Below are 18428 nucleotides of genomic sequence, written 5' to 3' on the forward strand. Positions count from 1 at the left end.
ATCGGACCTGCCGGCTGGGTATGAGACAGCTCTGAGCAACCGATCGCGGCGGCTCAGTTACCCGCGCCGTTATTCGGGTTGGTGCAGATCGTGCCCTCACACGGAACCGTCGAGCCGTCGCCGTTCGGGTTGGGCATCACGCTGCCGCCATTGTCCTGCGGATCGGTGCCCGCGCCGTGGTTCGGGTTCGTGCAGATCGTGCCCTCACACGGGACGACCGAGCCGTCGCCAATGGGATTGGGCATGACATTGCCGCCGTTCTCCTGCGGATCCGGGCCAGCGCCGTGGTTGGGGTTGGTGCAGATCGTGCCCTCGCACGGCGCGGTGGTCGGCACCGGCTTCGGGACGGCCGGGGCGGTGGTCACGGGCGGGCGCGGCGGCTGAACCACCGGGCTTTGCGGTTGCGGCGCAATCACTGTGGTCGAGGCAGGCGTCGTCGACCGGACCGTGGTCGGGGCAACCGTTGTGGTCGTGGTGGTGGTCTTGGCGGTGTCGTGCGAACACGCGGCGCCGAACAGCATTACGGCAGCAATCGCCGAGAAGGTGACAAATCGAGACATCGGACGATCATGACACGGCCGATGGCTTACCTTGTGCACATCCTGGGACTGGGATTTCTACAGAATTCTCCGCTGGTGAGAAATTCGGCAGGCAGCGTTCAGGCCACAGCGACTTCACTAGCCAGACAATAGCTTTGGTGGGCGCCTCCGGAGAGCGGAGCCGGTCGCCTTCCCAGCCCCCCGCCGAGACGCCGAGAGGTTGCCCACCGGGGGCTCTTGCGCTTGCCGAGTTGTGCGTCTACCTTCCACTAATACGAATTAGTAACCGGGATCACCTTTCGCGGGATGTGCCCCGCATCACTTCACGAATCAAGGGACAACCATGCTCGACGCCGAGGTGCCGACCACTCTCGCTCGCCCCGCAGGACTCGGCCGGCTCCTGACCTTCATGTTCCCGGCGGCGACAGCCATGTATGCCGCCTTCAACGGTGTGCAGCAGATTCTGCTGCCCGCCCAGGTCGAGGCCTTCGACCCCGCCGCCAAGGTGGGCAATCTGGCATTGATCACCGCACTGGCCGCCATTGCCTCGATGGTGGCGCTGCCGATCGGCGGAGCGGTGTCGGACCGCACCCGGTCACCGTTCGGCCGGCGGTCACCCTGGATCGCGGTGACGGCCGTGCTGTCGGCGGTGCTGCTGATTGCCATCGGCAGCGCCGCCGACCTGGTCGTGCTGACGATTACCGTTGTGGCCCTGTGGTTTACGGCGAACTTCTATCAGGGCGCCTTCGCGGCGATCCTGCCCGACCGGGTACCGGTGGCACGACGCGGCCTCGCCTCCTCGGTGATCGGGCTGGGCACGCCGGTCGGCATTCTGCTCGGGGTGAATGTGGCCAGCCGAGTCAGCCAGTTCTGGGGTTACGCGATCCTGGCCCTCGTCTTCGTCATCGCCAGTGCGGCACTGGTATTCGGCGCCCGGGAGGCGTCGTCGGAGGGGGTCATCGCACCGGTCCGGACCACGCGGCGGCACTCGGAGCTGGTGCGCGCGTTCTTCGCGGCATTCCGCAGTACGGATTTCAGTCTCGCGTTCCTGAGCCGGGCAAGCCTGTCCCTGGCCTACTTCACCGTCAGCGGCTATCTGTTCTACTCGATGCAGGACTACATCGGTGCGGGCAATATCCCCGGCGGCGATGTCGCCGTCGCGGTGGCGACGCTGTCCACGATCTCGGTGGCGACGTGGTCGGTGGTCGCCATGTTCACCGGCTGGCTCGCCGATCGGCTCGACCGCCGCAAACTGTTCGTGGGGATCAGCGCGGCCGGACTCGCCGCCTCGATGCTGGTGCCGATCCTGAGTCCGACCTGGACGGGCATGATCGTCTACGCCTTCCTGTCCGGGGCGTTCATCGGCACCTATTTCGCCGTCGATCTCGCCGTCATGTCGCTCGTCCTGCCGGACAAGCAGAACGAGGGCCGGGACTTCGGCCTGCTCGCGGTCGCGACCGGACTCCCCCAGGTGCTGTCCTCGGTCCTCGCCGGCGCGCTGCTCACGCTGTTCGGCAGCTATATCGCCCTGTTCTGCTTCGGCGCGGCCTGCGCGCTCGTCGCCGGGCTCGTCATCATGCGGATCCGCTCGATCCGCTGACCTTCCATCGTCGAAAGGTAGCAACATGCCGTATGTCAGCACTCCCGAGGGAGTTCGCCTCTGCTATGACACCTTCGGAAATCCGGAAGCTCCACCGCTGCTTCTCATTCAGGGCTTGGGAGCGCATCTGCTCGGCTGGCGCGCCGAGCTGTGCGAGGCGCTCGCCGGCGCGGGATTCCATGTCGTTCGGTTCGACAATCGCGACGTCGGGTTGTCCCAGAAATTCCCCGAGGGCGGTTATCTGCTGAGGGATATGGCGGCCGACACCGCGGGCCTGCTGCGTGCGCTGGGGATCGACTCGGCGCATATCGTGGCGCAGTCGATGGGCGGAATCATCGCTCAGGAGTTGGTGATTCATCAGCCCGACCTGGTCCGTTCGCTCGCGCTGATCTATACCGCGCCGAACAATCACGAATTCTTCGCCGGCGTGGATCTGATCGATGAGCGGATGGCCCTGCCCCACGCACGCGATCGCGCGGAGGCCGTCGAACTGTATCTGCGTAACGAGGCGCCCTGCTCATCGCCCGGATATCCCGCCGACCTCGAGTGGCTGCGGCTGCTCGGCGGGCTCATGTACGACCGCGATTACGATCCGGACGGCGCCGCCCGGCAGACCGCCGCCATCCTCGCCTCGCCCGACTACACAGCCGAGCTGCGCGGAATCACCGTTCCGACAACCATCATGCACGGCGACGGCGATCGGCTGATCAGCCCGGCGGCCGCCACGGCGCTGCACGAAGCCATCGCGGGATCCACCCTCACCGTCTTCCCGGGTATGGGACATGAACTCCCGCAAGCACTGTGGAGCGACATCGTCGCTCTCGTCCACGACAACGCTGTCACCTCCTCGGAACGAGTCTGATCATGTGCAAGACCTCTCGGCCACAGCATCATTCAGCCCTGCGCGGGCTGTGCCTCACAACGGCCGCCGTCGCGGCCCTGTCCCTCGGTGGCGTCGTGTATTCGGAACCCGCTGGGGCGCAACCGGTCTCCACTCCGGATGTGGACCCGTTCTATGCGGCGCCCGCCGATCTGGGCGGTTATGCGAACGGCGCGATCCTGCGGTCCCGGGAATCGGCGCTGTTCGGCGTCGCACTGCCCATCAAAGTGTGGCAGGTGCAATACAAGTCGACCGATGCCGGCAACCGCCCCACCACGGGTGTCGCCACCGTGCTGGTGCCGGACGCCCCGTGGACCGGCGGCGGTTACCGGCCGCTGGTGAGCTATCAGATCGCCGAGGACGGTCTGGGAATCCAGTGCGCGTCCTCGTACGTCCTGCGCGCGGGGCTGCAGGCGGGGACCAATAATGCCCAGGATCAGGAGGCTCCCATCGCCGCCCTGCTGCTGCAACACAATTGGGCAGTGGTGATCTCCGATTACGAAGGCCCGCAGGAACGATTCATCGACCGAGGACAGGAGGCGCACAGCGCGCTGGACGGTATTCGCGCCGCCGTGGCCTTCGCGCCTGCGCAGATCGGACCGAGTGCGCCCCTTGCCGCCTTCGGCTACTCCGGCGGTGCGTTCGCGACCGTCTCCATGATGGAGATACAGCCGCGCTACGCGCCCGAACTCAACTTCACGGGCTTCGCCGCGGGCGGGATACCCGCCGACGTGGCCGCCGGAATCGCCATGGACAACGGCACCAAGAATGTCGGACTGCCGGTCTTCGCCCTCGCGGCGCTGGACCGCCTGAGCCCGGAGTCGAATATCCCCGCGCAGGTCGACGAATCGACCCGCGCGGCAATCGCCGCGGCCGGACAGCAATGCGTCCAGCAGGTCGTGACCGACAATGCCTTCCGGCAGATCACCGACGTATCCGAGACCGCCGATCTCGCGCGCAACCCTGTCATCGCGGCCGCCGCCGCCAAGCAGAATCCCGGGCAGAGCATCCCGGCGGTCCCCATGTACGCCTGGCACAGCACCCTCGACGACGCATTGCCGATCGCACCGGTCGACGCCTTGATCGGCACCTACTGCGCGGCCGGTGCGACCGTCACCTACCACCGCACCGACGTACCGCAGCACGCACCGGCCGCGATCGCCGAACTACCCGCCGTCTTCGCCTACCTGAGCGACCGACTGGCCGGCGTACCCCAGCAGGCCGGATGCCACACCGACTGATCCAGCCACCTGCCGACGAGCACGAGTGCGCGTAATGCATTGCGTGACAGCCTGATCAGCGGCTGTTCGACACCGACGCCTGCCTCGGCGCCCCGAACCAGGAGGACAGCGCGGCGCGCAGTGCGGGCGCGGCGGTCTCGACAGGTTCGTCATTGCCTGCGGCCCAGGCAATGTGGGCGTCCGGGCGAATCAGCAGCGCATCGGCGGGTCGGTGCCCGGTGGTGGCAGCGACTATGTCGATGCGGTGCTGCCAATCCCGGGCGATCTCACGCAGGTCCGGCCGGTCGGCGAGATCGAGGAAGACCGGGCGGGCGGACCGCATGAGTTCCGCGACGCTGGTTTCGCCCGCGCCGGTATGCAGCGCGAGGTCCGGGGCGAAAGCCCCGGCCAGCGCATGAGCATCGGAACCTGTTGGCGGGTAGCGGATGTCGGTCCCTGCGATCAGAGCGCCCACCCGGCGCACTGCCGGTTCGTCGACGAGCAGTTCCTGGACAACCTGCCGAAGCGCTTCGGCGGCAGCGTCACCGCCGCGCCGCAGCGCTACCTGCGCACGGGTCTGCAGCAGGGCACGGCCACCGGCAAAATGACGTTCGTCGTGATAGGTGTCCAGCAGCCCGGCCGGAGCCCAGCCCTCGATCTCACCGACTCGAGCATGCCGAGATTGAGGGCGACCCACGGATCCGGCCCAGGCCGGGCGCGTCGATATCACCGTTGTCGAAAACGGTCACCGTATCGGGCACGGCGACATGACCGACCCTGTTGACGTCCGGATATGTGGTGCCGGGGAACGGGATTCCGGCCAGCCTCGTGTCCCCGGCGGATCTCGGTGCCCAGTTCGGCGGCGTGTTCGGCGAGCACTCGCTCGGTATCCACCTGCGCGATCGCCACCGCCCGCAGCGGCGGATCGACCAGACCCCTGAGGTCCACATGCACACCGCCGAAAGGGAATCGGGGCGGCGGATGCGGATCACTGGCGGCCGCTTCGAATCGATCCAGTAGGTCTCGGTAGCGCAGCAGATTCAGGATCTGCCCGCCGATGCCACTGGCCTTCGGGGTATCGCGGGGCTGCGGGTACCGCTCCAGCACCACCGGCCGCACACCTGCCAGGCACAGCTCACCGGCCAGCATCAGGCCCGCGGGACCTGCCCCCGCAATGATCACGTCGGTGTCCGTCACACGCATATCGCTCCCCCGCATTCGCAGACTCTGGCTTCGGCCAGCGATTCTGCAGCAGTGCCGGGGTCTTGCGGCAAGCCCCCGTGTGCGCTATATGCTGAAAGGGGGAAGGGGTGAGTACTCCCCCTTCCCCGCAAACGTCTCCCTCAGCGAGCTACGTTGGGCGCGATGTCATCTCACTGACTCGGCTGCGGTACATCGACATGGCAGCTGTCGACCTTCGGGTTCGCGCCGAGATAGTTCAGCGGGCCGGCGATGATGGTCACCGCGATGGTGCCGGTGCTCGCGCAGTTCGACGGCGCATTGTCGTAGTAGTGCCGCTGTCCCGCAGCGACAGCACCGACGATCAGCCATACGAACAGTACAAGTGTGACAACACTGGAAATTGCCGAGCGACTTCGACCCCGGAATCGCAAGTCATCGTTGGCGTAGCTTCTCATTTTCCCGTCTCCGTTCTTCGGATTACCCACCTCTGGGTGCGGCGCTCCCACCAGCCGCTATACCCGGCAAGAGCCGTCCGAAACGGTGTACTGCAACAACTTCGGAATCTCCAGGTTTGTTTCGAAGTGATAGAAAGGGGAAGTCCCGTCTTGCCCGACTGTCCGGCGCGAACATCATGCGCACAATGCAGGAGATGGCCAGAGTGAGTAGAGAAATGCAGACCACACGTGGGATCCAGGGAAGAGGACAGGTCGCTGACACCGGCACTCGTGCCGACGTCAGCTGGCCCGAGCCGAGCCCCCTGGAACTTTGGTGGGAGCAGGTGATGTACCCCGACGGAGCCGCTACGACACCGTCGCAGGCCTGAAAGAGGGCACCGCCGCCGGCAACACCGGCGGTCGCAGCAAATTTTCGAAGTTTCCGATATTTTACGAATTTGATGCCAGTGGTCCCGCCCGGATTATCCGGGCGGGACCACTGCATTTCGCAGGTCTTCGGCGGTCGATCGACCGCGTTCTCTCGCGGTGATCAGTCGCGGAAGGCGTCCTTTACCTTCTCGCCCGCATCCTTGATGTTCGCCTTGATCTGATCGGCCTTACCTTCGTGCTGTGTTTCCTTGTCGCCGGTCGCCTGGCCGAACTTCTCCTTGGCCTGGCCCGCAACATCATCGATCTTGTTCTTGGCCTTGTCGGTCGCACTCATATCGATGTCCCTTCCTAGGCTGACCGGCCTGCTCTATCCGGCCGGTCCCAGTGGCAATTACCGGATAGGGCCGAATGAAACGCTCGCGGAGAGATACGCCACTGTTGTCATGACATCGGGAATAGGAGGATTCATGGCAATCGGCGACAGGGCGCGGCCGCGGATCGTGGTGGTCATGGGCGTCTCCGGATCGGGCAAGTCCACCCTCGGCGGCACGCTCGCCACCGCTCTGGGCTGGGACTTCCTGGAGGGCGACGATCTGCATCCGGCGGCCAATATCGCGAAAATGGCGGCGGGCCAACCGCTTACCGACGACGATCGGCGGCCGTGGCTGGCGGCCATTTCCCAGTGGATGTCCGGCGAGATAATCGCGGGACGGTCGGGCATCGTCACCTGCTCCGCGCTGAAACACTCGTATCGAGACATGCTGCGCCGCAGCATGATCGATCATCCCGGAGCCGACCTCACGTTTGTGTACCTGTCCGGCTCCCGGGACCGGCTCGAACACCGCCTCACCACCCGCACGGACCACTTCATGCCACCCGGCCTGCTGGACTCCCAGCTCGGCACCCTCGAGGCTCCCACTCCCGAGGAGGGAATCATCACCCTCGAAATCGGCCCTCCGCCACCCGAAATCGCTGCCGCCGCACTGGCCGCGATCGATGAAAGCGCAGGTCGGCTGCGGCGGCCGAGCAGCGCTGACCCGCACTGATAGCGTTGGCACGGTATCGATCAGACCGGACGAAACGGACTGTCATGGACGAGGAGAGAGGGCATCGCGGTGGTTGGTCCAGCGGGCGATTCCTCCCCCGGCGACAATGCGTTCTTTCCCGCTGAAGTCCTCGCGATCGACGGCGAGAGTCCGCTCAATCGATTGCTGATGGATACCGACTGGTCGGCGACCGCACTGGGCCCGGTCGAGGACTGGCGCCAGGAATTGCGCACCATCGCCGGCGCCTGCATGAACTGCCCGTTCCCCATGATGATCATGTGGGGTCCGGAGCTGGCCATGATCTACAACGATGCCTTCGTCCCGATCCTCGGCGCCAAACATCCCGCGCTCGGACAACCCTGCGCCGAGGTCTGGTCCGATGCCTGGCCGGTGGTCGGCGAGATGATCGGCAATGTCATCGACCGCGGCGAACCCACGTACCACCAGGACCTGCCGATGACGCTGCATCGGCACGGCTTCGACGAATCGGTCTATTTCACCTTCGCCTACAGCCCGATTCGCCTCGCGGGCGGCGGGGTGGGCGGGGTGCTGACCGTGGTCACCGAGACCACCGCGCAGGTGCTCGGCACGCGCCGTTTGCAGATGCTGCGGGAGCTGGGCGAGGCCCGTTCGGCGCAGATCGCCGATGTGGGCGAGGCCTGCCTCGCGGCGGCGGCGGTGCTCGACGCGCACCGGGAGGACGTGCCGTTCGGCGCCATCTATCTGCTGGGCGAGGACGGCGAACACGCCGATATCCACGCCGCCTTCGGCGCGGATTCCTCCCTCACCCGCTCACTCCCGGACACGATCTCCGCGCGCACGGACGCGGGCTGGATCTGGCAGACCGCCACCTCCGGCATCCCGCATACCAGCATCCGGCAGACACCGGATGTCGTTGCGGCACAGGGCACTATCTCCTACACCATGGTGGCACTGCCGCTCGCCGCCGCGGCGCCCGAGCGACCACGGGGCGTGGTGGTCTTCGGTGTCAGCCCGGATCTGCTGTTCGACGAGGCCTACCGCGGCTTCCTGAATCTCGCGGCCGGGCACCTGGCGACCGCGATCGCCGATGCCGAGGCCCGAGCCGCACAGGTGCGCCGCACAGCGGAGCTGGCCGAACTCGATCGCGCGAAAACCCAGTTCTTCACCGGTGTCAGCCACGAACTGCGCACACCGCTGGCGCTGATCACCGGACCCGCCCAGGACGCGCTCACCGACGGGCGGTATCCGCTACCGCCCCCGCAGCGCGACCGGGTGGAGATCATCCGGCGCAATGCGGGACGCCTGCGGCGCATGGTCGACACCCTGCTCGATTTCAGCCGGATCGAGGATGGCCGCCTCCGCTGCGAACCGGTCGCGGTCGAGGTGGCCGCGCTCACGCGCGGGATCGCGGAATCGTTCGCGCCCGCGCTGGAGCGGGCGGGACTGGGGTTCGTGCTCGACTGCCCGGCCAGTCCGCGGGCCGTGCTGATCGATCCGGCACTATGGGAGCGGATCGTGCTGAATCTGCTGTCCAATGCGGTGAAATTCACCCTGGCAGGTGAGATCCACGTCAGCCTGCGGATTGCGGACACCATGGTGGAACTGCAGGTGCGCGACACCGGTGTGGGCATACCGGCGGCCGACCTGCCGCATATCTTCGAGCGATTCCGGCAGGTGCGCGGGACGCACGGACGCTCACACGAGGGCTCCGGAATCGGGCTGGCCCTGGTCCAGGAATTGGCCCAGCTGCACGACGGCTCTGCCGAAGTAGCGAGCGAGATCGGCACGGGCAGCGTTTTCACCGTGCGCATCCCCGCGCGCTTCACCGAAACCCCCACCCGGTGGGCGCCCACCAACAGCATTGTCGACGACTACGTCACCGAGGCCATGCAGTGGCACGGTCCCGCCACCGGGGATGCGGATAATCCCTTGGCGCGCAACCCTTCCGACGGCGATACCGTGCTCATCGCCGAGGACAATGCCGATCTCCGGAGGTATCTGGCGGGCCTGCTCGAGCCGGCGTACACCGTGACGCTGGCGGCCGACGGCAACGAGGCGCTGCGGCAGGCGCGCAGTCTTCGTCCCGATCTGGTGCTCGCGGACGTCATGATGCCCGGCCTCGACGGCTTCGCGCTGCTGCGCGCGCTGCGCGCCGATCCGGCCACGGCGGGAACGCCGGTGGTGTTCCTGTCCGCGCGCGCCGGTGAGGAAGCCGCCGCCGAGGGGCTGGCGGCCGGCGCCGACGACTATCTGACCAAACCGTTCTCCTCGACCGATCTGCTGGCGCGGGTCCGCTCGAATCTGCATTTGGCGCGCCTGCGAAATCACGAATCGGCCTGGCGCACAGCGCTTGTCAATGCCATGCAGGACGGCTTCCTGGTCATCGACACCGAATTCACGGTCCTCGAGATCAATGACGGCTTCACCCAGCTGCTCGGCTACGACGCCGCGCGGCTGCCGTGGCGCAGGCCGCACCCCTGGTGGCCGGACGCCGAGCACGATCCCGAAGGTTTCGCGCTGATCGAAGCCGCGCACGCGGTGATCGAGGCCGATGGGCGCGGGCGCTTCGTGCTGCCGCTGCGGCACAGGGACGGGCATCGGCTCTGGGTCGATGTCTCGCTGGACTCGCTGCAGGACCATCGCAGCGGCACCCGATTGCTGGTCGGCACGCTACGTGATGTCACCACGCAGCATCTGACCGCCGAACGTGATGCCGCTGTCGCGCGGCTGGCCGGCCGGATCACCGGGCTCGACGACAGTGTCACCGTGGTGAAGGTCGGTCTGGCCGAACTGCGGGGGTTCTGGCTGGCCGAACGCGTCACCCTGGTCCACTTCGATCAGCCCGAGGATCCCGATGCTCCGAGGGTCGTCGGCGGTACGGGCCCGACTGCCCCGGCGGGGGCGGAGCTGCCACCGCGGCAGGCCGCCGAACTGGCTCGCGCCGGCAGTCTGTGCACGGTCACTCCCCCGGGCGCCGACGCCACCACGGTGACCGCAGTCGGCGCTCCGCTCTTCGACGGCACCGATCAGGCGCTGCTGTGGTTCGAGTTCGGGCATCCACGCACCTTCACCGTCGCCGATCGCGCACTGATGGTTCAGCTCACGGCACATCTGCAGCGGGCGCTCGGGCGGGCTCGGGCCGGTGACGAGCAGCGTCAGGTCGCCCTCGCCCTGCAGCGCGCGATTCTGGGACCCGCCGATCTGCCCGCGGGCTTCGCGGTGCGCTACGAACCGGCCAGTTCGACCCTGGAGGTCGGCGGCGACTGGTACGACGTCGTGGAGCTGCCCGGGGAACGCTACGGCGTCGTCGTGGGCGATGTGGTCGGCCACGGACTGCCCGCGGCCACCGCCATGGGCCAGCTCCGCAGTGCCGCGCGGGCGCTGCTGCTGGAGAACACCGGGCCGGGCGGGGTGCTCGCGGCGCTGGACCGCTTCGCCCAGCGCCAATCGGGGGCCTACTGCGCCACCGTCTTCTGCGCGGTCATCGATCCGGCCGCGCAGCACATTCGATACAGCAGCGCGGGGCACCTGCCCGCACTGCTGGCGGCACCGGACGGCACGGTTGGTCAGCTGCGGGATGCGCAATCGCTGCCGCTGGCCGTGCGCATCGGACGCGAACGGCCCGAAGCCACGATCGATATCGCGGCGGACTCGCTGCTCCTGCTCTATACGGACGGACTCGTCGAACGGCGGCAGGAGATCATCGACACCGGTATCGCGCGCGCGGCGGCCGCCCTCGCCGAAGCGGTGAAGCTCACTCCCGCTGCGGCTGTCGAATATCTCTGCGCGTCGCTGCTCGACGACGGCAATCCCGACGATGATGTGGCACTACTGATCTACCGGCAGCCCTGAGCCGCGAACTCCTTGTCCCGGAACGGAATTCAGCCGACCGGCGGAGTGCCACCGGCGGCCAGCGCCGCCTCCACGCTGTCGAACAGATCCAGCAGCTGGTCCAGAGCGGCCACCTCGAGAGGACGGCGCACGGCAAAGGAGGGCACGATGCGGAGCGTGTCCGGCTGACCGTCGGAGGCGGCGATCAGCACACTCATACCCGCCGAACCGAAGAATTCCACCTTGGACATATCCACGACCAGCACCGCCGGATGTACACCCAGCGCCTGCTCCAGCGCCGACTTCAGCAGCGGCGCCGAGGTCATATCCACCTCACCCGTGACCACGAGCACCTGATTCGCGCCGTAGGCCCGTTGCTGCACAGCCAATATGCGTGACACAGGATCGTCGTTGACCGGCACTGGTACCTCCACTGTGTCCGTGAACCCGCGCCGCTGCGGGGAGCGGCGGACGAACGTTGATCGATCAAACCTACCGCGCCCACGGGCCGGGGTGCGACCACATCACCCGGGCCGGGCTACGAGAGATACGGCGTCAGATGCGGGACGACCTCGGCGACGTGCAGTGCGGGAATGCCGGCGCCGATGGCGTCGAACTCCCAGGACACCGGCGTGCGATAGAGCCGGCCCAGCACCAGGGCGGTATGCGTGCCGCCGGTCAGCACGAAGCGATTGATCTCGACGGTGGATCCGGCATCGACGAAACGGCAGTACGCATTGTCGATATTCGCGAAACTCTGGCCGGTGTACGAGGTTACGACGACGATGACCATGGTCACCTCCGGCGCCATCCGCACCAGATCGAAGACGATCACCTCATTGTCCCCCGGGCCCTCACCCGTCTGATTGTCCCCGGTATGACGGACCGATCCGTCCTGCGAGATGAGCTGGTCGTGAAAGACCACATCCACCAGTCGATCACCGCTGAAAAGCAGTGCCGCCAAATTCAAGTCGAACCTGAACACCTCGACCGGCATGCCGTCGGGCTGTTCCACCACCCCGAATTCCGCTGGGTCCCAACCCAATGCGACCGCAACGCTTTCCAGCGTCGTACCATCGATATTCTGTAGAGCTATGGACACCGAGTGTCCCCTTCCGATCCGAGATTCGTTCCGACGCAGCCCTATCCGATCAGCTGCCCACAGTGCGGACTTTCCCGGAGATCGATCCTCGAAACAGGTTGCGCACATCGCTGTTCGGCGACAGGCCTTCGAGGCCGCCGGACCGCGCGCAAAATCTCCGGCCGCTGACGGTTTGGCCTCGAGATTCGCGGGTACTGGGAGTGAGTGACCTCGATCGAACAACGACTTGTGAGCCCGTTCCGCACCGTGCACCCGAACTCCGGCGCTGCCCCGTGGAACAGCTCTCACCAGCGCCGTTACCTCCAGGCCCAGTATCAGACCGCCGCTGTCGCGATCGCCAGCAGCGCGCTCGCCGGAGCGATTCTCACGCTCGGCGTACTGCCCGGCCTGTAGCCGATCATCCCGAAACCTGGCGCACCCCGGCGACGCACTACCCGGATTTGACCGCCGACCACTGTGTCACGGGGAGTTGCGGTCGCCAGGCGGTGAATCCGCCGAGCGGTTCGGCACGGTAGACCTGGAATCGGCGCAGGGTGCCGCCGTATTCAGCGGCCAGCGCCGTCAGTCGCGCCTCGGATTCGGCGGTCACCGCATTGGCGACCATTCGACCGCCGGGGAGCAGACGGCCCCAGCAGGCTTCGAACATGCCCTCCTGGGTGAGACCGCCGCCGAGGAAGACGGCGTGCGGAGCGGGCAGATCCGTGAATGCCCCGGGGGCCGCGCCGCGCACCTCGATTCCCGGGACGCCGAGTGCGGCGGCATTCTCGCCGATCTGCTTGCGGCGGCTCTCGATTCGCTCGAAGGTGATGGCGCGGCAGGACGGATGCGTGCGGGACCATTCGATGGCAATGGTGCCCGAGCCGCCGCCGACATCCCACAGCACTTCGCCGGGGGCGGGGGCCAGTGCGGCCACGCTGAGGGTGCGGATCTCGTATTTGGTGAGCTGACCGTCACCGCTGTAGACCTCATCGGGCAGGCCCGGCAGGCGGGTGAGGCGCACGGCGGCCGGATCCGCGACGCACTGCACGGCGACGATATTCAGCGAATCACCGGGCGGCCGTTCCCATGTCGACGCCACCCCGGCGGCGAGCCGCTCCCCCGGACCACCGAGCTGTTCGAGCACGGTCATGGTGGACTCGCCGAAGCCGTTGCGCGCCAGTGCTTCCGCCAGCTGCGCTGGGGTGTGCTCGTCGGAGCTGAGCACGAGAATCCGCCGCCCGCCGGCCAATTCGGGGAGCACCGTCTCCAGACGGCGGCCCACCGCGCTCACCACGGGGGTGTCCGCCAGCCCCCAGCCCAGCCGGGCGCAGGCCAGGGCCGCCGAGGACGGCTGCGGCAGCACGCGCAGGGCCGGTGCGCCCACCAGCCGGGCGAGGGTCACGCCGATGCCGTAGAACATCGGATCACCGCTGGCGAGCACGCACACCCGCACGCCCGCATATCTTTCGAGCAATCCCGGCAGTGCGGGCACCAGTGGCGAGGGCCAGGCGACCCGCTCGGCGGCGCTCTCCGCGGCGGGCACCAGCGCCAGTTGCCGCTCCGATCCGAGCAGCACCTGCGCCGCGGTGATGGCCCGCCTGCTCGCGCCGCCGAGCCCGTCCCAGCCGTCGGCGCCGATTCCGGCGACCACGATCGGGTCGCCGGACCAGGTCAGCGCGGGCATCTCGGTCATCGCGGCGCCCGGCGCCAGAGCGATTGCGGCACAAAGCGAATGGCGATGAACAGAAGTTTGATGGTGCGCGGCACATTGACCACCCGCGAACGCCGGTACAGTCCCCGCACCACCGCGTCGGCGACCTGATCCGGGGTACTGGACAGCGGCGCCGGTTCCATACCCGCCGACATCCGGCCGACGACAAATCCGGAGCGGATCAGCAGCAGGTGAATTCCGGTGCCGTGCAAGGCATCCTGCAGACCGTTGGTGAAACCGTCCAGCCCGGCTTTGGCCGATCCGTAGACGTAGTTGGCGCGGCGCACCCGAATACCGGCAATGGAACTGAAGACCACCATCTGGCCCGACCCCTGCTCGCGCAGCAGCTGCGAGAGACTGGTCAGCACGCTCACCTGTGCCACGTAGTCGGTCTGCACCACGGCCACCGCATGCGCCGGATCCCGTTCCGCGCGAGCCTGATCCCCCAGTACACCGAAGGCCAGCACCGTCACCCCGAGCGGTCCGTGCTCGGCGATCACCTTCTCCAGCAACCCCTGGTGGCTCGCGAAATCGTCCGCGTCGAATTCCACGCGGTGCACCGCATCCGCACCCGCCGCCCGCAATTCCGACTCCTGCGGCCCCAACTCGCCACTGCGCCGCGCCGCCAGCACCACCACTCGCCCCGGCGCCAGCCGCCGCGCCACTTCGAGCCCGATCTCACTACGTCCACCCAGCAAGAGGACGACGCCCGCATCGGCGTCCCGCGATCCCAATCCCATGGCAAACAGTCTGCCATCCGGCACGGACCGCCCGGCGCGCCAAGGCGCACGACCCGCACGCGCCGCACGGACCGGACGCCGCGATTGCTACGGTCGTGCCATGCCGAGCACTTCGACGCGCCCCGAACTCTCGCCCGCCGCCACCGAATTCGTCACCGAACGGCATCTGGCGACGCTGGCGACCCTGCGCGCCGACGGCACCCCGCATGTGGCCGCGGTCGGATTCACCTGGGATCCCGAAGCCGGGATCGCGCGGATCATCTGCGACGGCGGGTCGGTCAAGGCGCGCAATGCGCGGCGCAGCGGGTACGCGGCGGTGAGTTCGGTCGACGGCCGCCGGTGGATCACCCTCGAGGGCCCGGCCGCCGTGCTGGATGATCCGGAATCGGTCGCCGACGCCGTCGAACGCTATGCGGGCCGGTACCGGCAGCCCCGGGTCAACCCGACCCGCGTGGTCATCGCCATCACCGTGCAGCGCGTGCTGTCTGCGAGCGTGCTCAAAGCGGGTGCGGCAACCGCCGAGCAGTGAACATCCGGCGCGCACTGCTCTGGGCAGCGCGGGCCGGTGTTCGACAGGTCTGTCCTACAACCGCGTGAGTCCGTGCGGTCGCTTGTTCATCGACTCGCACCCGTCCGCGGTCACCACCACGATGTCCTCGATGCGCGCGCCCCACCGACCGGAGAAGTAGATGCCCGGCTCGATGCTGAAGGCCATGCCCGCCTCCAGGACCAGATCGTTGCCCGCGACGATATAGGGCTCCTCGTGCACCGACAGGCCGATGCCGTGCCCGGTCCGGTGCACGAAGTACTCGCCCACCTCGGCGGCGGTGAGCACATCACGCGCGGCGGCGTCGATGGACTGCGCGGTCACCCCGGGACGCACGGCGGCCACGGCCGCGGCCTGTGCGCGCTCGAGCTCCGCGAACTGCGCCGCCACCTCCTCGGACGGCTCCCCGAGCACGTAGGTGCGGGTGGAGTCGGAGAAGTAGCCGGGCTGCACGGGCCCGCCGATATCGATGACCACCACATCCCCGTCCTCGATGATCCGATCGGAGACCTCGTGGTGCGGATCCGCGCCGTGCGGGCCGCTGCCGACGATCACGAAGGCGGCGTGGGTGTGGCCCTCCTCGATGATGGCGGCGGTGATATCGGCGGCCACCTCGGCCTCGGTGCGGCCGGCACGCAGGAATTCACCCATGCGGGCGTGCACCCGGTCGATGGCCGCGCCCGCGCGCCGCAATGCGTCGATTTCGCTGGGGTCCTTGAGCATTCGCAGTTCGCGCAGCACCGGGGTCGCCGACACCGGCAGCCGGCCGAGCCGGTCTGCGATCGGCAGCAGGTGCAGGGCGGGCATGGCATCGTCGACCGCGGTGCGCGCACCGGCATTGAGCACCGACTTCACCAGCGCGTACGGATCGACACCATCGACCCAGTCGATGACCTGCAACCCCAGTTCACCGGCCGCGGACCCGGCCAGTGCCGCCAACTCCATCTTCGGAATCACCACCGACGGCGTCTCCCCCGACGCCGGCACCACCAGGCAGGTCAGCCGCTCGAACGACTGCGCCCGGGACCCGATCAGATACTGCAGATCCGGGCCGGGGGTGATGAGCAGTGCGTCCAGATGGGCGGCCCGGGTCAACTCGGCCGCCCGTTCCAGTCGTACCCCGTAGACGTCCGCTGTGAACCGTGACTCGTCATGAGAGCTCATGCCCCCGACGTTACCCGGCGCCTCCGCGGCATTCGATTCGGTAGTCAGTACCTAAGGACGACAGATTCCCGACCGTCCGGATCTTCCTAACGTTGTGGTCGTCGAGTTCGACACAACGAAATCACAAGGGAGACACGCCATGAGCGATATCAACGAGCTGGTCGAGCGCTACCTGAGCGCCTGGAACGCCACCGACCCGAGCGCCCGGGCCGCGCTGGTCGCCGAGGTGTTCACCGAGGACGCCGAATACATCGATCCGCTGGTGTCGGTGCGCGGCCACGACGGGCTGGCGGCCACCATCGCCGCGGTGCAGGGCCAGTTCGCCGGGCTGGAGTTCAGCTCCGGCGGGGCGGTCGACGCCCATCACAACATCGCCCGATTCACCTGGAACCTCGGGCGGCCCGGCGCCGAGCCGCTGGTCATCGGATTCGATGTGGCGGTCCTGGCCGAGGACGGCCGGATCAGCCAGGTGCACGGCTTCCTGGACCAGGTTCCGGCCGGTCTCTGACCCTTCCGCTGTGACCGCGGGCGCCCCGCATGCGGGGCGCCCGCACGAAAAGACCTGCAAGCATTCGATTTTCGAAGATTGAGGACCTCTGTCATGTCGTCATCGACTCTCCAGAGCCCGGTCACCGCACCGGCGCCGGCGACGCCCGGTCAGGCCTCGTGGGGCACCCTGCTCGTTCTGCTGGCCGGAATCTTCATGGCCATGCTCGATTTCTTCATCGTCAACGTCTCCATTCCGGGTACCCAGGCCGATCTGCATGCGAGCAGCGCTGCCATGCAGTGGGTGGTCGCCGGGTACGGTTTGGCCGTCGCGGCCGGTCTGATCACCGGCGGACGGCTGGGCGATATGTACGGACGGGCCCGCATGTACGGGCTCGGCATGGCGATCTTCGCTCTCGCCTCGATCGTGTGCGCCATGGCCGGCGGCACCGGTGAGCTGATCGCGGCGCGGGTCGTGCAGGGCGCGGGCATGGCACTGCTCATGCCGCAGGTGCTCGGCATCATCAGCGTAGTGTTCACCGGGGCTCGGCAGGCCCGCGCCTTCGCCGCCTACGGCCTGACCATGGGATTGGCGGCGGTGTTCGGCCAGTTGATCGGCGGCGCGCTGATCCAGGCCGACCTGTTCGGGCTCGGCTGGCGGGCCATCTACTGGATCAATGTGCCGGTGGCCGTGCTCGCCCTGGTGCTGCTGCGGCGACTGGTCCCCGAGTCACGCGGCAGCGCGGGCACTCGGCTCGACCCCTCCGGAGTCGGCCTGATTCTGGCCGCCCTCGTCGCGCTGGTGCTGCCGCTGATCCAGGGACGTGCGCAGGGCTGGCCGGTGTGGACCTGGCTGTCGCTGGCCGCCGCCGCGGTGCTGCTGGGCGTATTCACCTGGTACCAGCGGCGATTGGCCGCTCGCGGCGCCGCACCGCTGGTGGATCCGCGCCTGTTCCGGGATCGTTCGTTCACCGTGGGCGTGGCGCTCTCGCTGGCCTATCAGATGACGATGGGGTCGTTCTTCCTGTTCCTGGCGCTGTATCTGCAGCAGGGGCGGGGCATGTCGCCGCTGGCCTCGGGTGCGCTGTTCCTGGCGATCGGCGGGCCGTACATGCTCACTTCGGTGGTGGCCGAGAAGTTCACCGCACGGCTCGGACGACAGGTGATCACGCTCGGTGCGGTGCTGCAGGGTGCGGGATTCGTTTTGCTGGCCGCGGTGATCGAGCACGCCGACGGGCACGTCGCCCTGGGATGGCTGCTGCCGGGGCTCGTACTCGCCGGTGCGGGAATGGGTTTCGCGGTGGTGCCGGTACCGGGCATCGTGCTGGCGGGCGTACCGCCAGAGCACGCCGCCTCCGCGGGTGGTGTGCTGGCCACGGCACAGCAGGTCGGCGGCGCGGTGGGGATCGCCGTGGTCGGGATCGTGTTCTACGACCGGCTCGGCGGCACCGCGGAGCTGGGACCGGCCTTCGTCTCGAGCCTGGTGCCGATGGCCCTGCTCTGCCTGCTCACCGCCGCGCTGGTGCAGTTGCTGCCCCGGTCACGGCGGTAAAGCTGAACTACGACAGCACACTTCGCCCGGAGAGCTCGGCCCC

The 18428-nt window shown here is 67.8% G+C and carries 19 protein-coding genes; 9 read left to right on the forward strand and 10 right to left on the reverse strand.

Annotated features, from left to right (window positions below; all coding sequences use genetic code 11):
- Positions 1–53: 53 nt before the first annotated feature.
- On the reverse strand, positions 54–521 hold the full coding sequence (locus tag OG326_RS26360; RefSeq protein WP_327139802.1) for a hypothetical protein: 468 nt from the start codon (positions 519–521) through the stop codon (positions 54–56).
- A gap of 361 nt (positions 522–882) precedes the next feature.
- On the opposite strand from OG326_RS26360, the gene OG326_RS26365 reads away from it, so the two are divergent.
- The 3 genes from OG326_RS26365 to OG326_RS26375 are packed head-to-tail and all read left to right on the forward strand — an operon-like array spanning position 883 to position 4260.
- On the forward strand, positions 883–2139 hold the full coding sequence (locus OG326_RS26365; protein ID WP_327139803.1) for an MFS transporter: 1257 nt from the start codon (positions 883–885) through the stop codon (positions 2137–2139).
- Positions 2140–2164: 25 nt separating this feature from the next.
- Positions 2165–3001 (forward strand): alpha/beta fold hydrolase, encoded by an 837-nt coding sequence (locus OG326_RS26370; protein ID WP_327139804.1) that lies wholly within the window; start codon positions 2165–2167, stop codon positions 2999–3001.
- Between the two features lie 2 nt (positions 3002–3003).
- Entirely contained in the window at positions 3004–4260 is a 1257-nt protein-coding gene (locus OG326_RS26375; protein ID WP_327139805.1) for a lipase family protein, read from the forward strand.
- Between the two features lie 55 nt (positions 4261–4315).
- On the opposite strand, the gene OG326_RS26380 is transcribed toward OG326_RS26375, so the two are convergent.
- The 4 genes from OG326_RS26380 to OG326_RS26395 all read right to left on the reverse strand — a co-directional run bounded on the left by OG326_RS26380 (position 4316) and on the right by OG326_RS26395 (position 6579).
- On the reverse strand, positions 4316–4936 hold the full coding sequence (locus OG326_RS26380; RefSeq protein WP_327139806.1) for an aromatic-ring hydroxylase C-terminal domain-containing protein: 621 nt from the start codon (positions 4934–4936) through the stop codon (positions 4316–4318).
- Between the two features lie 29 nt (positions 4937–4965).
- The gene (locus tag OG326_RS26385) at positions 4966–5436 is read right to left on the reverse strand and encodes an FAD-dependent monooxygenase (protein ID WP_327139807.1); all 471 of its coding nucleotides are present in this window, start codon (positions 5434–5436) and stop codon (positions 4966–4968) included.
- Between the two features lie 176 nt (positions 5437–5612).
- Positions 5613–5876, reverse strand: a complete 264-nt coding sequence (locus OG326_RS26390) for a hypothetical protein (protein ID WP_327139808.1) — start codon at positions 5874–5876, stop codon at positions 5613–5615.
- Positions 5877–6405: 529 nt separating this feature from the next.
- The gene (locus OG326_RS26395; RefSeq protein WP_327139809.1) at positions 6406–6579 is read right to left on the reverse strand and encodes a CsbD family protein; all 174 of its coding nucleotides are present in this window, start codon (positions 6577–6579) and stop codon (positions 6406–6408) included.
- A 133-nt stretch (positions 6580–6712) separates the two neighbouring features.
- Here OG326_RS26395 and OG326_RS26400 point away from each other — a divergent pair, with 133 nt between their 5' ends.
- Both OG326_RS26400 and OG326_RS26405 read left to right on the forward strand, forming a co-directional pair.
- Positions 6713–7291 (forward strand): gluconokinase, encoded by a 579-nt coding sequence (locus OG326_RS26400; protein ID WP_327139810.1) that lies wholly within the window; start codon positions 6713–6715, stop codon positions 7289–7291.
- A gap of 69 nt (positions 7292–7360) precedes the next feature.
- A complete protein-coding gene (locus OG326_RS26405) occupies positions 7361–11125 on the forward strand; it encodes a SpoIIE family protein phosphatase (RefSeq protein WP_327139811.1) in 3765 nt (1254 codons plus the stop codon).
- A gap of 29 nt (positions 11126–11154) precedes the next feature.
- Here the strand turns inward: OG326_RS26405 and OG326_RS26410 are convergent, their stop codons facing one another.
- Complete coding sequence (locus OG326_RS26410; RefSeq protein ID WP_327139812.1) at positions 11155–11505, reverse strand: STAS domain-containing protein; 351 nt, start codon at positions 11503–11505, stop codon at positions 11155–11157.
- Positions 11506–11642: 137 nt separating this feature from the next.
- Positions 11643–12206: a TerD family protein gene (locus OG326_RS26415; protein ID WP_327139813.1), complete on the reverse strand. Its 564-nt coding sequence runs from the start codon at positions 12204–12206 to the stop codon at positions 11643–11645.
- A 204-nt stretch (positions 12207–12410) separates the two neighbouring features.
- Here OG326_RS26415 and OG326_RS26420 point away from each other — a divergent pair, with 204 nt between their 5' ends.
- Positions 12411–12599, forward strand: a complete 189-nt coding sequence (locus tag OG326_RS26420; RefSeq protein WP_327139814.1) for a hypothetical protein — start codon at positions 12411–12413, stop codon at positions 12597–12599.
- A 37-nt stretch (positions 12600–12636) separates the two neighbouring features.
- Here OG326_RS26420 and cbiE read toward each other — a convergent pair whose 3' ends face one another.
- Both cbiE and OG326_RS26430 read right to left on the reverse strand, forming a co-directional pair.
- Complete coding sequence (gene cbiE / locus OG326_RS26425; protein WP_442790828.1) at positions 12637–13878, reverse strand: precorrin-6y C5,15-methyltransferase (decarboxylating) subunit CbiE; 1242 nt, start codon at positions 13876–13878, stop codon at positions 12637–12639.
- Positions 13875–14636, reverse strand: coding sequence for an SDR family NAD(P)-dependent oxidoreductase (locus OG326_RS26430; RefSeq protein ID WP_327139815.1), 762 nt, complete (start codon positions 14634–14636; stop codon positions 13875–13877). The genes cbiE and OG326_RS26430 overlap by 4 nt, the downstream gene beginning before the upstream one ends.
- A gap of 100 nt (positions 14637–14736) precedes the next feature.
- Here OG326_RS26430 and OG326_RS26435 point away from each other — a divergent pair, with 100 nt between their 5' ends.
- Positions 14737–15165 carry a PPOX class F420-dependent oxidoreductase gene (locus OG326_RS26435; protein WP_327139816.1) on the forward strand — a complete coding sequence of 143 codons (429 nt, stop codon included), beginning with the start codon at positions 14737–14739 and terminating at the stop codon, positions 15163–15165.
- Between the two features lie 54 nt (positions 15166–15219).
- On the opposite strand, the gene OG326_RS26440 is transcribed toward OG326_RS26435, so the two are convergent.
- Positions 15220–16347: a M24 family metallopeptidase gene (locus OG326_RS26440; protein WP_327139818.1), complete on the reverse strand. Its 1128-nt coding sequence runs from the start codon at positions 16345–16347 to the stop codon at positions 15220–15222.
- Positions 16348–16486: 139 nt separating this feature from the next.
- On the opposite strand from OG326_RS26440, the gene OG326_RS26445 reads away from it, so the two are divergent.
- Both OG326_RS26445 and OG326_RS26450 read left to right on the forward strand, forming a co-directional pair.
- Positions 16487–16855, forward strand: a complete 369-nt coding sequence (locus tag OG326_RS26445) for a nuclear transport factor 2 family protein (protein ID WP_327139819.1) — start codon at positions 16487–16489, stop codon at positions 16853–16855.
- 93 nt (positions 16856–16948) lie between these two features.
- Entirely contained in the window at positions 16949–18385 is a 1437-nt protein-coding gene (locus tag OG326_RS26450; RefSeq protein ID WP_327139820.1) for an MFS transporter, read from the forward strand.
- Positions 18386–18428 lie beyond the last annotated feature (43 nt).

The organism is Nocardia sp. NBC_01327, assembly GCF_035958815.1.
GTDB lineage: Bacteria > Actinomycetota > Actinomycetes > Mycobacteriales > Mycobacteriaceae > Nocardia.